This window comes from Nonomuraea maritima (genome assembly GCF_900100395.1).
GTDB classification, from domain to species: domain Bacteria; phylum Actinomycetota; class Actinomycetes; order Streptosporangiales; family Streptosporangiaceae; genus Nonomuraea; species Nonomuraea maritima.
Genome location: NZ_FNFB01000030.1, coordinates 63,169 through 78,423, shown reverse-complemented (window position 1 = coordinate 78,423; position 15,255 = coordinate 63,169). Strand labels below are relative to the sequence as shown.

15 protein-coding genes are annotated in these 15,255 nt (G+C 72.6%); 7 read left to right on the top strand and 8 right to left on the bottom strand.

Annotated elements, in window-relative coordinates:
* Positions 1-125 precede the first annotated feature (125 nt).
* Positions 126-374, top strand: a complete 249-nt coding sequence (locus BLR04_RS32615) for a YkvA family protein (RefSeq protein WP_245740794.1) — start codon at positions 126-128, stop codon at positions 372-374.
* 21 nt (positions 375-395) lie between these two features.
* Here the strand turns inward: BLR04_RS32615 and BLR04_RS32610 are convergent, their stop codons facing one another.
* From BLR04_RS32610 to BLR04_RS32595, 4 genes are all read right to left on the bottom strand, one after another.
* On the bottom strand, positions 396-1,601 hold the full coding sequence (locus tag BLR04_RS32610) for an amidohydrolase family protein (RefSeq protein ID WP_090772559.1): 1,206 nt from the start codon (positions 1,599-1,601) through the stop codon (positions 396-398).
* Positions 1,602-1,755: 154 nt separating this feature from the next.
* Positions 1,756-2,499, bottom strand: a complete 744-nt coding sequence (locus tag BLR04_RS32605) for a tyrosine-protein phosphatase (protein ID WP_090772557.1) — start codon at positions 2,497-2,499, stop codon at positions 1,756-1,758.
* 10 nt (positions 2,500-2,509) lie between these two features.
* On the bottom strand, positions 2,510-3,307 hold the full coding sequence (locus tag BLR04_RS32600; protein ID WP_090772555.1) for an SURF1 family cytochrome oxidase biogenesis protein: 798 nt from the start codon (positions 3,305-3,307) through the stop codon (positions 2,510-2,512).
* A 51-nt stretch (positions 3,308-3,358) separates the two neighbouring features.
* Positions 3,359-3,823: a winged helix-turn-helix transcriptional regulator gene (locus tag BLR04_RS32595; RefSeq protein ID WP_090772553.1), complete on the bottom strand. Its 465-nt coding sequence runs from the start codon at positions 3,821-3,823 to the stop codon at positions 3,359-3,361.
* A 58-nt stretch (positions 3,824-3,881) separates the two neighbouring features.
* Between BLR04_RS32595 and BLR04_RS32590 the strand changes: the two genes are divergently transcribed.
* Complete coding sequence (locus BLR04_RS32590) at positions 3,882-4,397, top strand: GNAT family N-acetyltransferase (RefSeq protein ID WP_090772552.1); 516 nt, start codon at positions 3,882-3,884, stop codon at positions 4,395-4,397.
* Positions 4,394-4,990: a TetR/AcrR family transcriptional regulator gene (locus tag BLR04_RS32585; protein ID WP_090772549.1), complete on the top strand. Its 597-nt coding sequence runs from the start codon at positions 4,394-4,396 to the stop codon at positions 4,988-4,990. Before BLR04_RS32590 ends, BLR04_RS32585 begins: the two co-directional genes overlap by 4 nt.
* Before the next feature lie 9 nt (positions 4,991-4,999).
* Here BLR04_RS32585 and BLR04_RS32580 read toward each other — a convergent pair whose 3' ends face one another.
* Entirely contained in the window at positions 5,000-5,302 is a 303-nt protein-coding gene (locus BLR04_RS32580) for a hypothetical protein (RefSeq protein ID WP_090772547.1), read from the bottom strand.
* A gap of 148 nt (positions 5,303-5,450) precedes the next feature.
* Here BLR04_RS32580 and BLR04_RS32575 point away from each other — a divergent pair, with 148 nt between their 5' ends.
* Positions 5,451-6,854: a DUF7059 domain-containing protein gene (locus tag BLR04_RS32575; RefSeq protein WP_090772545.1), complete on the top strand. Its 1,404-nt coding sequence runs from the start codon at positions 5,451-5,453 to the stop codon at positions 6,852-6,854.
* Positions 6,855-7,114: 260 nt separating this feature from the next.
* Here the strand turns inward: BLR04_RS32575 and BLR04_RS32570 are convergent, their stop codons facing one another.
* From BLR04_RS32570 to BLR04_RS32560, 3 genes are all read right to left on the bottom strand, one after another.
* Positions 7,115-10,153, bottom strand: a complete 3,039-nt coding sequence (locus BLR04_RS32570; RefSeq protein ID WP_090772598.1) for an AfsR/SARP family transcriptional regulator — start codon at positions 10,151-10,153, stop codon at positions 7,115-7,117.
* 203 nt (positions 10,154-10,356) lie between these two features.
* Positions 10,357-11,001: a GNAT family N-acetyltransferase gene (locus BLR04_RS32565; RefSeq protein ID WP_090772543.1), complete on the bottom strand. Its 645-nt coding sequence runs from the start codon at positions 10,999-11,001 to the stop codon at positions 10,357-10,359.
* A gap of 141 nt (positions 11,002-11,142) precedes the next feature.
* Positions 11,143-12,429 carry a pyridoxal phosphate-dependent aminotransferase gene (locus BLR04_RS32560; protein ID WP_090772541.1) on the bottom strand — a complete coding sequence of 429 codons (1,287 nt, stop codon included), beginning with the start codon at positions 12,427-12,429 and terminating at the stop codon, positions 11,143-11,145.
* A 79-nt stretch (positions 12,430-12,508) separates the two neighbouring features.
* Between BLR04_RS32560 and BLR04_RS32555 the strand changes: the two genes are divergently transcribed.
* Genes BLR04_RS32555 through BLR04_RS32545 form a run of 3 tightly spaced genes read left to right on the top strand, consistent with a single transcriptional unit; the run spans position 12,509 to position 15,247 of the window.
* Positions 12,509-13,537, top strand: coding sequence for a LysR family transcriptional regulator (locus BLR04_RS32555; protein WP_245740793.1), 1,029 nt, complete (start codon positions 12,509-12,511; stop codon positions 13,535-13,537).
* A gap of 31 nt (positions 13,538-13,568) precedes the next feature.
* A complete protein-coding gene (locus BLR04_RS32550) occupies positions 13,569-14,240 on the top strand; it encodes a ribonuclease HII (RefSeq protein ID WP_090772539.1) in 672 nt (223 codons plus the stop codon).
* Positions 14,241-14,266: 26 nt separating this feature from the next.
* A complete protein-coding gene (locus BLR04_RS32545) occupies positions 14,267-15,247 on the top strand; it encodes an LLM class flavin-dependent oxidoreductase (protein ID WP_090772537.1) in 981 nt (326 codons plus the stop codon).
* Positions 15,248-15,255: the final 8 nt, after the last annotated feature.

Sequence of the window (15,255 nt, the reverse complement as noted above, 5' to 3'; positions counted from 1 at the left end):
TGCCAGGGTAGGGGGTTGCCATGATGGCGAAGGCAGCACGGGCGGCTGCGGCGTGGCGTACGTACCGAGAGGTGACCAGGCCGGGCTCGCCGAAACTGATGACGAGGGTCCGGGCCGTCCCACGCATGATCGGTTCGGTCATGCGCGGGCAGTACGCCGGGCTCGGCAAGGGCAAGCTGGCCATGTTCGCGCTCGGCGTGGTCTACCTCGTGTCACCGATCGACGTCGTGCCCGACTTCCTCGCGATCATCGGCGTGGCCGACGACTTCGGGGTGTTCCTGTGGCTGATGGCCTCGCTGCTCGGCGAGAGCGGCAGGTACGTCGAGCACGAGCGGCGCGTCATCCAGGGCGGCCTGGCCGGTCAGGAGAGCTGACTCCCCGCCGGGCCAAGCCGGTCAGGAGGGCTGGATCTCCTCCATCCGCAGCCAGGCGCGCGAGGGCAGTGGGTGGCCGAAGAGCCGGGCGGCGTTGCCGTAGGCGACCCTGGCGATGTCGGCGGGCGGCAGCGGGCCGAGGTTGCGCGCCACCGCCTGCTGCGTGTCGGGCCAGGTCGAGTCGGAGTGGGGATAGCCGCTCTCCTGGAGCACGTGGTCGAGCCCGACCGCGAGCCGTACGCCTGACAGGGCCTGGTCGTCGCGGGTGCCGAAGAAGAAGTTGCGGCGCAGCACCTCGCTGGGCTTGAGGCCGCCCTCCCACTGCGCCTCGCCCGCGACGGGGTGGTCGAGGGCGTAGTCGGCGCGTTCGGCCAGCATGGGCAGCCAGCCCACGCCGCCCTCGACGATGAGGATGCGCAGCGCGGGGAAGCGCAGCGGCAGGCCCGACCACAGCCAGTCGGCGCAGGCGAACATGGCGCCGGCCGGGATCAGCGTGGTGATCGCCTCGATGGGCGTGTCGGGCGACGGCACGGGCGACCACGAGGAGTCGCCGGTGTGCAGGCAGACGACGGTGCCGGTCTCTTCGCAGGCGGCGAAGAACGGGTCCCAGTGGCCGGAGTGGATCGACGGCAGTCGCAACCGGGTGGGGAACTCGGGGAAGACGACCGCCTTGAAGCCCCTGGCGGCGTTGGCCCTGATCTCTTTCGCGGCGACGTCGGGGTCGGGCAGCCACGGCAGCTGCAGGCCGATGATGCGCTCGGGATAGGTGCCGGCCCAGACGTCGATGTGCCAGTCGTTCCACGCCCTGACCAGGGCGAGGCCGAGCTCCTGGTCGCGCGTCCTGGCGAACGGCATGCCGGCCTGGCCCGCCAGCATGCCGGGGAAGCACAGCGCGGCCCAGATGCCGGCGGTGTCCATGTCGCTGACGCGGGCCTCGATGTCGTGGCAGCCGGGGCGCATCTGGTCGAACCTGACCGGGTCGAGCGTCTGCTGCTCGCGCGGCAGGCCGGCGCCCACGTCGATGCCGGCGCACGGGTAGGTGGCGCCGCCGTAGCGCCAGATCTGGTGACCCGCCTCCGTATCGACGACCTTGGGCGCGACGTCGGCGTATTTCTCCGGCAGGCGGCCCTCGAAGAGATCGGGCGGCTCGATCAGGTGATCGTCGGCAGAAATGATCACATAGTCGCGCCGCCTGGGGTCAGGGTCGGGGAGCAGCGGCGTAGTCACGCACGTAACCGTACGACGACGGGATAACGTCGAACAAGCTGCGGCGTATCCGTTGGGTATCCGAGCACCCCGGCCCGGGACCGTCGGGAGGGGATGTGTGACGATCCCGGGGGGTTTGCGAACCCGCATCGCGCAGTGCGGGCCCGGCTCGCCTCTACCCCTGCTCGGTCGGTTCAGTCAGCAGATGTGCGCGCAGTTCCCCGACGGCGTCGGAGGAGAGCGCGAGCGTCTCGGTGACGTACTTCTCCACCGAGCCGTGCCTGGTGGCGAGGTCGGCGAGGAAGAACCGCATGGCCTCGGGCGGCGCGAGGCCGAAGCCGGGCCACAGGTCGACGTCGCCGTGCCGGCGGCGCCAGCCGGCGACGAAGCGCTCGGTGGCGAGGCCCGTGAGCGCGTAGTCGGCCACGATGTCGTCCTCGCTCACGCCCGCCAGCGCCAGCACCAGCGCGGTGAGGACGCCCGTGCGGTCTTTCCCGGCGGCGCAGTGGACGACCACGGGCGCGTTGTCGGCCCGCGCGACGGTCTCGAGTGCCGTCCTGAGGTTGGCGACGCCGTCCTCGCTGACCTCCAGGTAGCGGTCGGCGAGCCAGCGGGCGAGGTCGGTCCTGGCGTCGTAGGAGGCGACGTCCCAGGGGCGTCCCTCGATCGGCAGGTTCTGGTAGAGCCGGCCCTCGGCCTCGGGGACGCGTCCGTTCCTGTCGACCTCGAACGGGTGCCGCAGGTCGATGACGTTGCGTACGCGCAGCGCCTGGAAGGACGTCAGGTCGTCACCGGCGAGCAGCCCCAGGGAATCGGCCCGGTAGAGCCGCTGCCACCGCACGGTCTGCCCGTCCTTGGCGGCATATCCGCCGACGTCGCGGAAGTTGCACAGGTTGGCGAACTCGATGTGGCGGATCATGCCCCATACCCTAATTGGCCGCGCCCTCGGGTTCCTTGGGCGTGGCCGACGCGTCGTCCGCGGCCCGGCGCTCGGCCACCTCGCGCCGGATCATCAGGATCCACCCGCCGATCGCGATGCCGATGAACAGCCACCACTGGATGCCGTAGGCGAGGTTGAGCCCGCCGCCCGCGCCGACGTCAGGCGCGGGCACGGGCGCGGGTGCCGCGGCGCTCTCCGGCTGCTGGGCGGTCAGCTCGACGTAGCCGCCCACCAGCCGGTACGGGAGCCCCTTGCCGATCGCGTCGGCGTCGATGAGCAGCACCTGACCCGGCGGCAGGCCGGAGCGGTTGGTGATGCCGCTCGATTCCTCGGTCTCGCCGGGTCGCAGCCGTCCGGTCACCGTCACCTGGCCGGTGGGCGGCGGGGGCACCTCGGGCGGGGCGTCGGCCGTGGGGCCGGCCGGCACCCACCCGCGGTTGACGATCACGCCCGTGCCCTGGCCGGTGACGAGCGGGGTGAGGACGTAGAAGCCGTTGCGCCCCTCCTGGGGGCGGCGGCGTACGACGAGGGCGTGGGCCGGGTCGTACGTGCCGGTGACCGTGACCTGCCTGAACCGGTCGTCCTGGCGGACCGGCCGGTCGGGGGCGGCGAGGCGATCGAGTGGCACGGGGGCGGCCTCGATGTTGGCGGTCACCCGCTCACTGTTGGCGGACCGCTCCTCGAAGCGTCCGAACTGCCAGCGCCCGAGCAGCACGAAGGCGGGGATGACCAGCAGCACCACGATGTGGAGCGCGATCCATCGGGGCGTCAGCAGGAACCGGTACACGCCATCCAGGGTAGGCACCACGTGGGGTGCCCCCGAACGTGGCCGCCCTGCTCAGGCGCTTTCGAGCTGGGCCCCGGCCCCCGGCAGGGCCGTCACCTCGCGCGGGCCGGCCACCTCGTGCCCGTCGGCGCAGCGGAAACGCAGCTCGACGGGGGCGCCGCAGTCGCGGTGGGTGAGCTGCACGGGCGGCCCGTCGTCGGCGAGGTAGCGGTCGCCCCAGTGCATGAGCGAGACCAGCAGGGGATAGAGGTCGCGGCCTTTCTCGGTGAGCCGGTACTCGTCGCGCTGGCGCTGGCCGGGCTCGCGGTAGGGCTCCTTGCGCAGCAGGCCCTCGTCGACGAGGCGGGTCAGCCGCGCGCTCAGCACCTGGCGCGGCGCGCCGGTATGGGCCTGCATGTCGGCGAACCTGCGTACGCCGTTGAACGCCTCGCGCAGCACGAGGAAGGTCCACTTCTCCCCGACGATGCCCAGGGTGCGCTCGATCGAGCAGTTGGTCACCCGGAAGGGAAGGCTCATCCGAGCAGTATACCTGAGTTCGATTGACAGACTCAGGCGTCGCCGTCAGGCTGAGTCCATGCAACGAACCCAGATCCGCCCGGTCCGCCCGGACGACGAGGAAGGCATCAGGCGCTTCCTCGCCGGGCTGTCGCTGCACACCCAGACACTCCGCTTCTTCACGGGGGTCGCCGCGCCCGTACCGGGCCTCGTGCGGGCCCTGCTGGCCGTGGACGAGCGGCGCGACGCGCTCGTCGCCACCGACGACACAGGCGAGATCGTCGGCCACGCGATGAGCTACCGGGGCGGCTGGTGCGACGTGGAGATCGCGGTCGTGGTGACCGACGCCTGGCAGGGGCGCGGCCTCGGGTCGCGGCTGATCGACACCCTGCTGCTGCGGGCGTCCTTACGGGGGGCGAGGACCGTCGGCATGGACGTGATGGGCGAGAACCGGCGCGTGCTCCGGCTCATCCGCAGGCGCTGGCCGGAGGCCAGAATGACGGTCAGTTCCGGTTCGGTGGAAGTAACCGCTATGATCGACTCGGCCCCTCCATTTGCGGAACAACGTTCTGGTGGCACACCATTGTCGGTGTGAAGAGTGTCAAGAACGGACGCGACGGCCGCACCCGCATCATCGAGGGCGCCCTCCGCCGGTTCAGCCAGGACGGCGTCTCCGCCACCACACTGGCCAGCCTCCGCGAGGAGAGCGGCGTCAGCGTCGGCAGTTTCTACCACCACTTCGCCAGCAAAGAGCACGTCTTCGGGGTTCTGTACGCCGAGATTCTCACCGCGTACCAGGAGGCGTTCCTGGCCGAGCTGGTGAGTCACGAGGACGCCCGCTCCGGCATCGAGGCCGTGGTGGCCTTCCACATGCGCTGGGCCGGCGAACACCCCGAACGGGCGAGGCTGCTGGTCAGCGAGCGGCCCCCGCGCAAGCACGAGCCAGGCGGCGCGGAGGTGGCCGAGGCGCGGCGCGGGTTCTTCAAGGAGGTCTCCGACTGGTGGCGGCCGCACATGAAGAACGGCCTGCTCCAGCCCGTCCACCCGACCATGTGTTACGTGCTGTGGCTCGGCCCGGCGCAGGAGATGTGCCGCCTGTGGTTCGCGGGCGCGCACACGCCGACCGACGAGGAGATCAGGGGGCTGGGCGAGGCGGCCTGGCAGAGCCTGCGCCAGCCCGCCGACTGAGCCGCCCCCTCAGGCGGGCTGCCTGACGCGGGTCGGAACGCGCCAGCTCGCGTGGTCGAGCGAGATGTCGAGCCGCAGGTCGCCCCGGTGCCGGCGCAGGCCCGGCACGCGCAGCCGGTCGTGCACGTCGAACCGGCCCCGGTGGGGGTAGCCGAAGCCCAGCTCGCCGGGCAGCACGCGTACGTCGTCGCGGTTGCCGCAGCGGGGGCACGTCCAGGACACCAGGTCGAGGCCGCGGTTGTAGTCGGAGCAGGCGCCGAAGTACTCCTCGGGCCCGAATCTGGACTCGCAGGCCAGGCAGGGGATCAGCATGGCTCGCTCCTCGCGCGACGTGGTGGCTTCTCTACAGATATCGCGCCTCGCTTGTCCCGCGCTTGCAGAACACTTGGCGTTTCGGTAACAGTCTGAACACTCTCGGTATCCGACCATGCGTGCGCATCCGCGGTGAAAAGATGGACTCGTGGAACGACTGCGCGATCATCTTCTCCGCTCCGGCTACACGATCGACGGCGTACGCGACCGGCTCGGCGTCGTCGCCGCCTCCGCGCTGGCCCGCGAGGAGCTCGTGCCGGCGCTGCGCGCCACCGACGACGGCGACCCGCTGGCCACGCTCGTCAGGCTGTGGTGGCTCGGCGTGCCCGTCCCGGCCAAGGCGGTCGCGCCGGAGGTGCTGGAGTCGGGGCTCGTGACGGCCGACGGCGACCAGGTCAGCGCGACCGTGCACCTGCAGCCGTGGGAGACCGGCGGCTACGTCGTCTCCGACAGGAAAGTGCGTCCCGGCGATCCCGTGCTGCGTCCCGACCACGTCGTCGGCGCGGGCGGCGCCTCGGCCAACCTGGCCCAGCTCGTCACCCGCCGCCCGGTGGGCCGCGCGCTCGACCTCGGCACCGGCTGCGGCGTGCAGGTGCTCCACCTCGACGGCCGGGCCGAGCAGATCGTGGCCACCGACCTCAACCCGCGAGCGCTGGAGCTGGCCCGGCTCAGCTGGGAGTTGTCCGGAATCTCGGGCGTCGATGCCCGTGCCGGATCGATGTACGACCCCGTCGAGGGCGAGCTCTTCGACCTGGTCGTGAGCAACCCGCCGTTCGTCGTCGCGCCCCCGCGCGAGCAGAAGCTGACCTACCGCGAGTCGGGCGGCGCGGGCGACGACTTCTGCCGCGACCTCGTCCGCCGCACCCCCCGCCACCTCAACCCCGGCGGCCAGGCCCACTTCCTGGCCAACTGGCTGCACGTCAAGGGTGAGGACTGGCACGACCGGGTGGGCGGCTGGCTGAGCGAGACCGGCTGCGACGGCTGGGTGGTCCAGCGCGACGTGCAGGACCCGGCCGAGTACGTCGAGCTGTGGCTCCGCGACGCCGCCGAGCAGGGCACCCCCGCCTACGCCGAGCACTACGACCGCTGGCTCGCCTGGTTCGACGAGCAGCGGGTCGAGGGCGTCGGATTCGGCTGGATCACCCTGCGCAACGCGCAGACGCTCGACCCGGTCGTCCGCGTCGAGCACCTCGACCACCAGGTCGTGCTGCCCGTCGGCGACTACGTCGACTCCGTCCTCGACGCCGTCGCGACCGCCCACCGGGCGGAGGACCTCGGGTCGGCGCTGCTGCGCACCGCCGACGGGCTGCTCGACGAGCGCATCGGGCTGCCCGGGGCCGAGGACCCGATCCGCATCGTGCTCCGCCAGACCCAGGGCCTGCGCCGTAGCCGCGAGGTGGGCACGGTGGAGGCCGCGCTGGCGGGCGTGTGCGACGGCGAGCTCGCGCTCGGCCCCCTGCTCAACGTGATCGCCGAGCTGGTCGGCGGGGGCGAGATCCCCGACGCGGACGCGGTCAGGCCGCTCATCGCGGAAGGATATTTCCTGCTTTGATCCGCCGTTGATCGGACGTCAACCCGGCGGGTGCAGGGTGTGGGCACGACACGGACCTGGGGGTTCGAGGGCCGTGTCGGGTCCGGCCGGCCGTCTGTGTGAGGCGGCCGGCCGCCACGCGGGGCATCCGGATCACCGGCCCCTGGCGACGCGTGGCGGCCAAGATGGCCGGCCGGGCTGACCATCGACGCGAGGAACACGCCCCAAGGACAGCCTTGATCAACCATGTGTGGATGACACGTCTGGACGACGAGCTGTACTCAGGACTCGACGACGGGATCAGCGGCGACGGGATGAGCGACGGGGTCGGCGAGGGAGAGGTCGGCGACGGCGGCGGCGTCGAGGAGGGCCTTGATGTCGCCGGCCTCGGGAGCACCGAGCCGGGAGAAGATGTCGAACGCCTGCCGTAGACAGTCGAGGCTGCGCGCCGCGTTGCCGAGGCCGCGCAGCGCCCGGCCCAGCACCGTGAGCGAGAGCGCCTCGCCGTACGGGTGGCCGATCTCGCGCGAGACCAGCAGCGCCTGCTCGGCGTGGCGTACGGCGTCGGGGTAGCGCTCGGCGGCGATGAGCGTCTCGGCCAGCCGGGAGCACACGCGCTGCTCCCACACTCGCTGCTTGCCGGCCCGGAAGAAGGCGAGGCACTCGGCGTGGTGGTGGACGGCCTCGGTGAGCCGGCCGACCCGCGACAGGACGATGCCGAGGTGGTAGCGGGCGCGGGCGGTGCCGGCGCCGCTGCCGATCTCGGTGAAGAGCGCGAGGCCCCGCTCGGCCGCGGCGATCGCGTCATCAGGACGGCCGAGCCCCAGGTGCTCGCGCGCGGAGTAGCTGAGCACCAGCGCCTCGCCGGCGGGCACGTCGTGGTCGCGGTAGAAGCGCATGGCGGCGTCGAACAGGGCGAGCGCCTCGGTGTGGCGGCGCTGTCGGCCGACGACGACGGCGAGCGCGTTCAGCACCTCGCCGGTGACGATCTGCTCGCCGCGGGCCAGCGACAGGTCGTACACCGCCCTGAAGTGCTCCTCGGCGTCCCGCAGCCGGTTGCCGGCGAACAGCACGCGGCCCAGCACGTAGCGGGCGCGCAGCTGGGAGGCGCGGTCGCCGATCCGCTGCGCGGTGGCCAGCACCGCGCGGGTGCTCTGGTCGAACTCGCGCGTGTGGGTGCCAGACTCCAGCAGCGGTTCCATCGCGACCAGCAGGTCGGCGGCGGGCAGGAGCTGATCTCCGGTACGCGCGGCGGCGGCGGCCTGGTTGATCGCGGCGAACAGCGCGTCGCCCTCGGCGATCAGCCAGGCGACGGCCTCCTCGGCGGAGGCGAACGTCCGGCCGCTGCCGACCACGACCAGGTTGTCGGGGATCATGCTGCCCTCGTACGCCAGGCGGTGCGCCGACTGGGCGGAGGCCAGGTAGAACCCGAGCAGGCGGCGCAGTGCCATCGTCATGGCCTGGGGGCGCTCGGTCCGGTCGAGCACACGCCTGGCGAACAGCTTGAGCAGGTCGTGGAAGCGGTAGCGGCCGGGCGCGGGCGCCTCCAGCAGGCTCGCGTCCACCAGCGACTCCAGCACCTCCTCGGCGTCGAGCATGCTCATCGACAGCACGGCCGCCGCCGCGTCGACGGCGATGTCCGGCCCGTTGGGCAGCGACAGCAGCCGGAACGCGCGGGCCTGGACGGCCTCCAGCTGGCCGTACCCGAGGGCGAACGTGGCCTCGACGGCCATCGTGCCGACCCGGAGCTCGTCGAGGCGGCGCTGCTCGTCGGCGAGCCTCGGCACCAGCGAGGCGACCGTCCACGACGGCCGCGCCGCCAGCCGGGCGGCCACGATGCGGACGGCGAGCGGCAGGAAGCCGCAGGCGGCGACCACGTCCATGGCCGCGCCGTGCTCGGCCGAGACGCGTTCGGCCCCGGCGACGGCGGAGAACAGCGACAGCGCCTCGTCGGGCTCCATCACGTCGAGGTCGACGAGCTTGGCCGAGGGCAGGTCGGCCAGCTTGACGCGGCTGGTCACGACGGCCGCGCACCCGGTGGAGCCGGGCAGCAGCGGGCCGACCTGCTCGGCGTCGCGGGCGTTGTCGAGCAGGACGAGGATGCGCCGGTCGGCGAGGATCGAGCGGTAGAGCGCGGAACGCTCCGCCAGGCCGTCGGGGATCACGTCGGCGGGGATGCCGAGCGCGCGCAGGAAACCGCCGAGCGCCGACTCGGGGCTGGTGGCCTCGTCGGTGTAGCCGCGCAGGTCGGCGTAGAGCTGGCCGTCGGGGAAGGCGTCGTCCACCAGGTGGGCCACATGCACGGCGAGCGCGGTCTTGCCGACGCCGCCGATGCCGGAGATCGCCACGACCGGCAGGCCCTCGGACGGCGACTGCGCCGACAGCAGCATGCGCAGCCGTCCGGTGACCTCCTTGCGGCCGGTGAAGTCGCCGGCGGCGGCGGGCAGCTGGGCGGGACGGGGGAGCTCGTGCGCGGGCGCCGGCTCCTCGTCCGCGGGCTCGTCGGCGTGCTCGTCGGAGAGTTCGGCGGGGGCGAGCAGCGTCGGGTCGGCGGCCAGGATGCGCTGGTGCAGGGCGCTCAGCTCGGGGCCAGGCTCGACGCCGAGCTCCTCGACGAGGGCCTCGCGCGTCTCGGTGAACACGGCGAGGGCGTCGCCCTGCCGGCCGCAGCGGTAGTGGGCCAGCATGAGCTGGGCGCGCGGCTTCTCGCGCAGCGGGTGGTCGGCCGTCAGCGCGATCAGCTCGGGGACGACCCGGGCATGGTCGCCGCGTTGCAGGTCGACGTCCATGAGCGTCTCGACGACGCTGATGCGCCGCTCGATCAGGCGGTCGCGCTGGTGCTCGGCGTACGGGCCGACGGCCCCGGCGAGCGGCTCGCCCTCGAACAGGGCGAGTGCGGCGCGTAGCAGGCGGGCCGCCTGGTCCGTACGGCCGGCCTTGCGGGCGGTCTCGGCCGCGGCGACGTCGCGTTCGAAGCGGGCCAGGTCGAGGGCGTCGGCGGGCAGGCGCAGGGCGTACCCGCGGCCGATGGACGTGAGCAGTTCGGGACGCGAGCGGGCCGGTCTGTCGGGTTCGAGCACGGTGCGGAGCCGGGAGACGTACGTGCGGAGCGCGCCGAGCGCCCGCGGAGGGGCGTCCTCGCCCCACACCCCGTCGATCATCTCGTTGGGGGTGATCGCGTGGCCTTCCCTGAGCAGCAGCATGCCGATGATGGAACGCTGCAGCGGGGTGCCGAGGTCGAGTTCCCGGCCGTCTCGCCACGCGCGGACCGGACCGAGCACGGCGAACTTCAGCCCGCCCCCACCGCTCTCACCAGCCATGCCGTCCGTCTCCAAGCCAATGGACCGATATATCACGAAATGATAGATCTATCGCTACTTGTCATAAAGATCGCCTGCTGTTCAGCCGTCGACCACGCCCCCTGGCGACATCGCGGGGGCGCGTCCTCTGCAGAGAGCATGGCAGCGGGAAAAAATACCGGCCCCGCCCTGATTTTCAGGGCGGGGCCTTCGTGGACGTTCTGTCAGGCTGCCTCGACCAGTCCGAGCCGCATGGCCAGCCGTTCGCGGACGGCCGGCCATTCGGAGTTCAGGATCGAGTAGAACGCGGTATCTCGGACCGTGTTGTCGGCGCCTCGGCTGTCCGCTCGCCGCACCCCGTCGAAGTGTGCGCCGAGGGCCTCGATGGCGGCCCGGGATCTGACGTTGCGTACGTCTGCCTTGAGAGTGATGCGGTGGACGTTCCACGTGTCGAAGGCGTGCGAGAGCATGAGGAACTTGCTCTCCCGGTTGACCCCCGTGCCCTGGGCGCTCGCGCCCAGCCAGGTGTAACCGATGTCCGCCACGGACGGGATGTCGCCCACCGCCCCACGGGTACCCGGCGGCCAGGGCATGGGGCCCTGCCAGTACTCCAGGTGCATGAGACGGGTGGCACCGACCACGCGGTCGGTGTTCAGCCACCGGATGGCGAAGGGCAACGAGCGGCCCTCCGCCTGCTCAGCCATGGCCGCCTCCACGTAGGAGACCACCTCGTCCCGACCGTTCGGGACCCGAGTGAAGGCATAGGTGCAGCGGTCTTCACTCGCCGCGGCGACGAGGTCATCGACCGCCGCGAGGCTGAGAGGTTCCAGGCGCACGGAGCGCCCGGACAGGGTGACAAGAGCGGGCATGTGCACATGATGGGGGGAAGTGGGGGCGCGCGTAACCATGCAGTTAGGGAGATCTTTTACCGGGTTCGGTGGTCCGGACGTTTTCGCAGGTCAGAGGCCTCTTTTGAAGGGTAGTAAACCTGCACTTGGGAAAACATTCGCCTAACCGTGACATGGCGCGGGGGCGAGCCCCTGGCGGTGTGCGCGCACCGTGCCGCGACGTGGCGGTGAGAGGTGTGCCAGGCCCGTCGCGAGGAAGTCGAGATTGGCCGCGATCCACGGCAGCCGGAGCGGGTCGTCGCTGCCCAGAGCGGTCATGCGCTGTTCCGTCGTGTCGCCGTGGAGCAGGCTCACCGCCACGCGTACGCGAGCGGCCGCGGGGTCGTCGCCGAACGCGTGTCCTGGCAGGACGCCGATACCGTGCTCCTCCAGCAGGACCTTGGTCAGCTCGGTCGAGCCGCCGAGCCCAAGGTGACTCAGATCGGGATAGAGGTAGAAGCCGCCCTGAGGGGCGTCCACGCGGGCGCCGATCGCGACGAAGCGCTCGTGGACGGCCCGCGCCACCAGGCCGTGCAGGCGGCGGCTGCGCGCGATCCGCTCGGTCAGCTCGGGCGGCTCGCCGAACGCGTACGCCGCCGCCTCCTGCACGGGCGCCGCAGGGGCCGACCAGATCTCGCTGGCCACCGCCAGCAGGCGCGCGCGCAGGTCGTGTCGCCCGGAGGGGAGCCGGGCGACGCCGATCCGCCAGCCGCCGAGGGCGAGGCTCTTGCTCAGCCCGGTGGTGATGATCGTGCGCTCAGGTGCGAGGTCGGCCGGCGACACGTACGGCGCGGCCGGGTCGTGGACGAGGTCGCGGTAGATCTCGTCCGAGATGATCACGAGGTCGAGGTCCCTGGCGACCTGCGCCAGCCGCCCGACGGTCTCGGGCGTGGCCAGGCGTCCCGTGGGGTTGTCGGGCAGCGTGACCAGCAGGGAGCTGACCGTCCTGCCCGCGGCGCGGGCCCTGGTCACCGCGGCCGTGACGAGGTCGGGGTCGGGCACGCCGCCCTCTCCTCGCGGCGGGGGCACCATGATGGGCCGCGAACCCACCAGGTCGGCCTGCGCCGCGTAGCTCACCCAGCTCGGCATCGGCAGGACGATGTCGCCGCCGATCGCCAGCAGCAGGCCGTACAGCAGCGGTTTGCTGCCTGGTCCGCTGACGACCAGGTCGGGGTCGGTGGCGAGCCCTCGCCGGGTCCAGTAGCCCGCGGCCGCGGCGCGCAGCCCGGGGGTGCCCGCGACGGGTCCGTAGCCGTTGCGTTCTGAGGCGGCGGCCAGTCTGTCGCGGAGCGCCGGGTGGACGGGCAGGCCGGCCTCACCGAAGGCCAGGTGCAGTACGCGTTCCCCGGCGCGCCGTCTTCGTTCGATGTCTTCGTTGGCGGCCAGTGTCGCGGAAAGGGTAACGGCCATGTTTGTCACGTTCCCAGCGTGGTTGGATGAAGGCATCAGCACAAGCGAGGCTTTTCGTGGGTAGGCATAAGGAAGTCCGATGCTGGAATTGCGACGATTGGTCCTGATCTGCGAGTTCGCGAGAAAGGGCAGTATCGCCGCGACCGCCGAGGCTCTGGGATACAGTCCATCGGCCGTCTCGCAGCAACTCGCGGCGCTCGAACGCGAGACAGGAACGGCGCTGATCGACCGCACCGCGCGCAGCGCCGAGCTCACCGACGCCGGGCGCCGCCTCGTGACGCACGCCGAGCGCATCCTGTCCATGGTCGAGGAGGCCGAGTCCGACCTGTCCGCGCACGCGGGCAAGCCCGCGGGCCGGGTCGTCGTCACCGCGTTCCCCACCGCCGCCGTGGCGTTCGCCCCCGCGCTCGCCCGCACCCTGCGCCGCCACGAGGAGCTCACCCTGCGGCTCGGGCAGAGCCGCTCAGGACGCGGCATGCGCGAGGTGCAGTCGGGCGAGGTGGACATCGCTCTCGTCGACGACTGGTACGGCCGCGCCCGCGACAGCGAGAGCCTGCGCGTCTTCCCCCTCCTGTACGACCCGCTCGTCCTCGTGGTGCCGCGAAGGCATCCGCTGGCCGACCCCGATGTCCCGCTCGACCTGCGCGAGCTGCGCGACGAGCCGTGGATGGCGACGCCCGACGGCGAGCCCTCACGCCTGGCGGTGGACCGGCTCCTCGTGGACGTGGGCGGCACCCGGCCGACGCCGTGGGAGTTCGAGGGCCTCGGGACCATCCTGTCGCTCGTCGCCAAGGGCATCGGCATCGCGGCCGTGCCCGCGCTCGCCCTGGCCGCGGGGGTACGCGGGCTCGCGGTGCGGCAGTTCCCCGGCAACCCGGTCGGCAGGGAGGTGCACGCGGTCGCCCGCGTGTCGAGCGTGCACCGGCCGTCGGTGTCGGTGACGCTGCGCGCGATCCACGTGGCCGCCCGGCTCATCGCCGCCGACCTCGCCCCGATCCGCCTCGCCGACCGGCGCGACAGCCGGCCCGCCGACGACGACCCGCTGGCCGCGTTCCCCGACCCGGAGAGCTCGCGGGGCAGGTCCGCGGGCCGCCCGTTCGGTGAGTGACCGCGGCACGGACGCGATAACGTCTGCCTCCATGGCGCCCACGTACGACATCGAGCACCTCCTGCTCAGCCGGCCCAGCACGCGCGTGGTCGCGGGCGTCGACGAGGTCGGGCGCGGGGCGTGGGCCGGGCCCGTCACGGTGTGCGCGGTCGTCACCGACCTGTCCGAGCCGCCGGCCGGCCTGACCGACTCCAAGCAGCTCTCGGCGGCGCGGCGTGGGCCGCTCGCCGCCGAGCTGGCCGGCTGGGCGGCGGGCGTCGGCTTCGGGGACGCCACACACGAGGAGATCGACGCGCTCGGCATGACCGAGGCGCTGCGCCGGGCCGCCCGCCGCGCGCTGGAGGCGCTGCCGGTGCGTCCCGACGCGGTGATCCTCGACGGCAAGCACGACTACATCGGCGCGCCCTGGCCGGTGCGGCTCGAGGTGAAGGGCGACGCGGCCAGCATCTCGGTGGCGGCGGCGTCGGTGCTGGCCAAGGTGCGCCGCGACGCGTACATGGCGACGATCGGCTGCGACGACTACGGCTTCGCCGACAACGCCGGCTACCCCTCGCCGCAGCACCAGGAGGCGCTCGCCCGGATGGGCCCCACGCCGCACCACCGGCTCTCCTGGTCGTACCTCGACGACCTGCCGCAGTGGCGGCACCTCAAGCGCCACCGCGACCCGCTGGTGGGCGAGGGCCAGGCGACGCTGTTCGGCTAGCCCCCCGCCGGGGGATGATGCGGTGCGTGCGGATCGGTGTCTTCGTCGTCGCGGCGCGCTTCCCCGGGCAGGAGCCAGGCCGGGTGCTCGCGGACGCCGTCGAGTTGATCACTGCGGCCGAGGCGGCGGGCTTCGCCGACGCCTGGATCGCCGAGCACCACTTCATGTCGTACGGCGTCTGTCCGTCGGCCACCACGCTGGCCGCGGTCGCCGCCGGGCGCACGTCGCGGATCGGCCTCGGCACGGCCGTCAGCGTGCTGTCCACCCAGCATCCGGTGGCCCTGGCCGAGCAGGCGGCCATGCTGCACCACCTGTCGGGCGGCCGGTTCACGCTGGGCGTCGGCCGCGGCGGGCCGTGGGTCGACCTGGAGGTCTTCGGCACCGGCCTCGAACGGTACGAGCGCGGCTTCGCCGAGTCGCTCGACGTGCTGCTCGGCGCGCTGTCCGGCGGGCCCGTACGGGCCGAGGGGGAGTTCTTCCTGTTCCGGCAGGTCGAGCCGGTGCCGGCCGCCCGGCTGCGCCCGGTGGTCGCCTGCACCTCCGACGGCACCGTGGCGCTGGCCGCGGCGCGCGGGCTGCCGATGCTGCTCGGCATGCACATCGGCGACGAGGAGAAAGCCGCCATGGTGGCGGGGTACGCCGCCCGTGGCGGCACCGCGAAAGACCATGTGGCGGCGGGCGTCGGGTACGTGGCCGACTCGACGGCCGCGGCGAGGCGGGAACTGCGGCGGTCGATGCCCAGGTGGCTCGGGCCGGGGCTCGCGGGCTACGTGCCGGTGGACGGCCGGCCGCGCCCGTCGCGTGACGTGCCCGGCTACGTCGACCTGCTGACGCGCATCCACCCGGTGGGCTCGCCCGAGCACTGCGCCGAGACGCTGCTGCGCACGGCGGAGACCGCCGGGGTCGAGCACGTCATCCTGATGGTCGAGGGGCTGGGCGAGCACCGGCGCACCCTGGAGAACATCCGCCGCTTCGGCGCGGAGGTGCTGCCCCTGCTGACGCGGTGAACCGGCGG